At 25.6% G+C, this 4590-nt stretch carries 6 protein-coding genes; 4 read left to right on the top strand and 2 right to left on the bottom strand.

Annotation, left to right across the window (positions count from 1 at the left end; all coding sequences use genetic code 11):
• On the top strand, positions 1–109 hold a 109-nt coding region (locus V6137_RS20560), incomplete at its 5' end, for an IS3 family transposase (protein WP_425449557.1).
• Between the two features lie 70 nt (positions 110–179).
• Positions 180–470, top strand: coding sequence for a Mu transposase C-terminal domain-containing protein (locus V6137_RS20555; RefSeq protein ID WP_425449820.1), 291 nt, complete (start codon positions 180–182; stop codon positions 468–470).
• A gap of 41 nt (positions 471–511) precedes the next feature.
• Here the strand turns inward: V6137_RS20555 and V6137_RS20550 are convergent, their stop codons facing one another.
• Both V6137_RS20550 and V6137_RS20545 read right to left on the bottom strand, forming a co-directional pair.
• The gene (locus V6137_RS20550; RefSeq protein WP_425449819.1) at positions 512–904 is read right to left on the bottom strand and encodes a hypothetical protein; all 393 of its coding nucleotides are present in this window, start codon (positions 902–904) and stop codon (positions 512–514) included.
• A 7-nt stretch (positions 905–911) separates the two neighbouring features.
• Positions 912–1034: a hypothetical protein gene (locus V6137_RS20545; RefSeq protein WP_425449818.1), complete on the bottom strand. Its 123-nt coding sequence runs from the start codon at positions 1032–1034 to the stop codon at positions 912–914.
• A 2143-nt stretch (positions 1035–3177) separates the two neighbouring features.
• Here V6137_RS20545 and V6137_RS20540 point away from each other — a divergent pair.
• A complete protein-coding gene (locus V6137_RS20540) occupies positions 3178–3924 on the top strand; it encodes a hypothetical protein (RefSeq protein WP_425449817.1) in 747 nt (248 codons plus the stop codon).
• Positions 3925–4121: 197 nt separating this feature from the next.
• Positions 4122–4367, top strand: coding sequence for an MCP four helix bundle domain-containing protein (locus V6137_RS20535; RefSeq protein WP_425449816.1), 246 nt, complete (start codon positions 4122–4124; stop codon positions 4365–4367).
• Positions 4368–4590: the final 223 nt, after the last annotated feature.

The raw sequence follows: 4590 nt of genomic DNA, 5'->3' as shown, positions 1-4590 counted from the left end.
ATTATTTGATTATGTGAACTGGTATAATAATCACAGGATTCATGGGTCATTAAATTACCTTACCCCTGTGGAATATAGAATGTTAATGTCCGACAAAAAAGTGTCTTAAAAAGGGTTGACAATCCAAGTCTTTAACTGAATATGTAGAAGGTAGATACAATAATTCTGTTCATTCAAGTATAAAAGAAAAACCTATTGATAAATTCATTAGACATCTAACAAATATTAGATACATACCAAACAAGAAGGAACTTGATTATATTTTTCTTTATAGAGTTACCCGCAAAGTGAAAAACGATTCAACTATATCTATACAAAATACTATATTTGAAACTCCAACTAAATATGTAGGAGACAAAATTAACGTCCGCTATGCCCCTACTAATATGGATAAAATATATATTTTTTCAGAGGATAATAATATTTTAGATACTATTTATTCTTTAAAGAAAATAGACAATGCAATTTAATTATATTGTAAAATGTTTTGTACTATGGTAATTATTATTTATTAAAAATTTTTATCATATTTAGGGTAAACATCTATATAAAAGTCTTTTCCTTGCATTAAAGAGAATACATAATCTTTTTCTTCTCTAGTCAAATTATTAATATGAATATTTGTACTATTTGATATAAATGCACAAACTTCTGTTTCTTTTGTTTGATCAGCATACAAGCACAAAAACGGTATTTTAAAAACATTGCCTTTTGTTAAGGAATTGTATATTAAAAAGTTATAAAATTTTTCATCAATAAGAATTTCTAAAGTTTTATCATTTAATCGTGTATCTATAGATGTTTCTAGTATATAAGCAATATTAATCAATTCTTTTTCTAAATGAAAACATCTAGACGGGAAACGTACTTCAGCGAACTTAGATTTTTTTAACAAAAATGACATTAAGGGTTTAATAAAATGTATGTTTTCTAAAAAAAAAATCAAAACTCCCGTTTTCGTTATAGTAGTCTACTTTGATTTCTAAATCATAAAAATTATATAATTTTTTATGATTATTACACTTGTTATTCAAAAAGAATCTCCTCCTTATTTTTTAATAAACCGAAGGAATTTCGTGACATGTTACCCGCCTGTTCTTAGTGTAACGAAAGCCTATACAAATTCCAATTATATCCACAAGACTGAGTTTTCTTTTATCTTTAATTTTGAAAAATATATAGATAGTAAATGTGGACATAGTAATAATGATATGATCAGGAGCACCAATATTTAGAATTTTAAAAAAGGCAAACCAACCTGCAAACATAGAAATAAAAATCAATAAATTCACAATCACAGTTTTTAACTCCTTAAAAAAATACTTAATTTATTTTTATTCCAAAGAATTCCATAGATTAATTATATTATATAATGAAATTTTTGTACATCATACCATATAGATTTATTTTTTAAAGCTATAGAAAAAGACTTTTAAGATTGACTAAATAGCAGTGATTTTAAACTCTTAGACATATTAATATTCTAACAAGTAAAACCTCTATATTCTTTAATATAAGCTTTATAAAGAAATAATGAAAAAATCTAGCTTAGATAAGCATTTAAAGTCTATCTAAGCTAGATTTCCATGTTAAATTTTAAGTTAATTAAATTCATTCAACAATCTTATCAGCTTATTACTATCCATCAAACTTGTTTTTTTTATTAGTATTCTTAGCAAATTGTTTTGTTGATCCAGAGAAATTCGAAGTAGTAACCTAGTGTGTGATTGTTCAAAATGGTTAGGGGGCTTAAGAGATACCTTATCATTATCAGGTATATATATTTTTTGACCTTACTTATTTCATTGGCTAAAATCTCTCTATTTTAGTTGATTAGAATTTTAACGTCCATTGGATTTCCGTTTAAAAATAAGTTTGTAAAACCATATAAAAGGTGCAATTATTATAGATAATAAAAATTCAAATATAGAAAAAATAATATCGTTAATTATGAAGTTGATGATCCAATTAAACATAATATCACCTTAGAGTTAGACTTTAAATATATGGTTCCACTATAAAGTATGGTTTAAACATAAATAATAAGATTTTAGCGAATATATGGCACCGACATCAGTGTCGGTATTAAATAAAAATTTAAATGACAAGGGGAATGAAAAGTGAAAATGGAGTATCTAGAAATAAAAAGGATAGAAGTAAAGATTAAAGAAGAAATAATTAGTTGTTAAATTTACAATTAATAAATTCTACTTAAACAAAAAGAAGTAAAATAATTATTAGTGGAATAGATATAAAAAAATAAAAAATAGACCATTTATTATTCTGATGATAATATTTAAAACCTTTAAGAAGATTAGTTATTACAATTAGAACAGTAATTAAAGTTAGTACAGAAGAATATGTTTTTGAATTTTGAAGAAAGTTTTTTATAGAAGAGTCCTTTTGAAGTAACCATAGGTATAGAAAACCAATTATAGTAGCAATTTGAAGAAATAAAATTGCTGAATTAATTATTGAATGATTTTTATTAGTATTAAACATTTTTATTCTCCTTTAAAGTTAAAATTAAAGTTTATTTAACTATTCATCAAGGGTATCATTTTCTAAAGTATTGGAGGGTATGTTAGTATATAGATACATTTGCTTCTTTATAGTTCTAATAAGCCAAGCAGTACAAAATATTATAGTTGAACAAATTAGGGATGCTAGCTTGTCAAGTTCATAGATAGAAAATGCATTTATGAACAAGAGAAAGAATATATAAGAACATAAACCGAAAACAAAAGGCATAAATAAATCACTCCTTATATAAGTTATATACATTATATCATGGATAATTATGTAAAACAATATAAATTAAGGGGTGTTGGATTTAAGTTTGGTGATACTTGGAATGCTGATTTAGAGATTTTAATCAGATTGATCCTAAAGAATATAAATTTACAAAGAAAAAAAGTCATCCTAATATATAGGGTGGCTTTTTAAACATATATACTGGTATTATTAGAATAAATAAGATAAATTATTGTAGATAGAAGTTTGATTGAATTAAGTATAAAGAAGTGGTATAATGAAAAAGAACTTATGTTCGAAAAAAACTAAGTATAAAATGGACAAGCTCAAAGATTAAAAGCAAATGAAGTATATTCTTTAATATTAATAAACTAGAGATATATTAATATTAAAGAATATATATGATTTTAGGAGGGAACCAATGTGAAATTCAGAAGTCTAAAAGCTAATGAAATAGATGTTTTCCCCAAAATAGTTAAAGAAAGTGGCTGTATGGCATTATTATATAAAGATGCTAGATGTGATATGAATATCTTAGATGAAACCGTCGGATCAATGAATTGGAAAAGGGAGCATATGGTGGTAAATAATAATTTGTTTTGTACAGTGAGTATATATGATAAGGAAAAGGAAGAATGGATTGGTAAGCAAGATGTAGGGGTAGAAAGTTTTGCAGAGAAGGTAAAGGGCCAGGCATCAGATAGTTTTAAAAGGGCCTGCTTCAATTGGGGGATAGGTAGGGAGTTATATACCATACCTTTTATATGGATCAGGCTAAATAAGGGTGAGACTTATAAGGTTGAAGGTAAATTCAAATTAAATAGTAATATTAACTTTAAAGTTAGTAAAATAAAGACGATAGATGGTAGAATAACCAGTTTAGAGATAATAGATCAAAAAGGAAATAAGAGATTTAGTTGGGATGATAAAAGCATAGATGAAAATAATGGAGGAATCAAAGTATCCAAAACATCTGAGGAAAGTACAAGAAATAAAAAGGTAAAAAAAGTATATGCACTAGCTGAAAAGTTAGCAGGATTTGATAAGGAAACCATGGATGGGAAGGTAAATGATCAATATAATAAAACAGAGGTTAAGTTTTTAAATAATAAGGAGTTGGAAGAGGTTCTGCTTAAGTGGGAGGATTTTGGGAGTAAGAAATCAAAATAAAATGATTAGGATTAGATAATAAAAAATAAACAGTAAGGTCATGATCTTACTGTTTATTTTTTATTATCTAATGAAACTAAATTAAGTAAAAATCATTAATAACAATAAATCTTCATAATATCTTCAAAATTATCTTTTATAATGATCAGGTATAACAAAAAGATTAGCGATATTGACTATGAAAGGGGTTTATAAAATTGAAAAGCATAAGAAAAAAGATATTTTTAGGGTTCGCAATAATGATTTTATTAATGGCAGGACTAGGAGGTTTTGGACTATATATTTTAAATGGAGTAAATGAAAATGTTAAGTCCATGTATCATGATCAAGTTATGGGAATTAATCTTATTAAAAAATTACAATATAATGTAGCATTGGCGGAAAGGGCTGAGAAAAATGTTTTATTATCTAATAATATTAATGACAAAATAGAACATTCTTAAGATGGGAAGACAATGGAGTAATAGATCCAATTAGGACAGCTGGTAGACATAGGAGATATAGGATAGAAGATTTAGATAAATTAATTAACAAAAAAAAGAGTAGCATCAACTCTAAGAACTGTTTAATATATGCAAGAGTTTCAACAAAGAAACAACAAAAATCAGGTAATTTAGATAGACAGTCTAATAGATTAATGGAATACGCAATAAAAAATAAATTTCA

Origin of the sequence: Dethiothermospora halolimnae (assembly GCF_037577855.1) — a bacterium.
In the GTDB taxonomy this organism is placed as follows: domain Bacteria; phylum Bacillota; class Clostridia; order Tissierellales; family VENL01; genus Dethiothermospora; species Dethiothermospora halolimnae.
This window is presented reverse-complemented; position numbering and strand designations above follow the sequence as displayed.

Coding starts and splice junctions, on each gene's coding strand:
- V6137_RS20550 (WP_425449819.1), bottom strand. CDS start 904: ATGTCATTTTTGTTAAAAAAATCTAAGTTCGCTGAAGTACGTTTCCCG.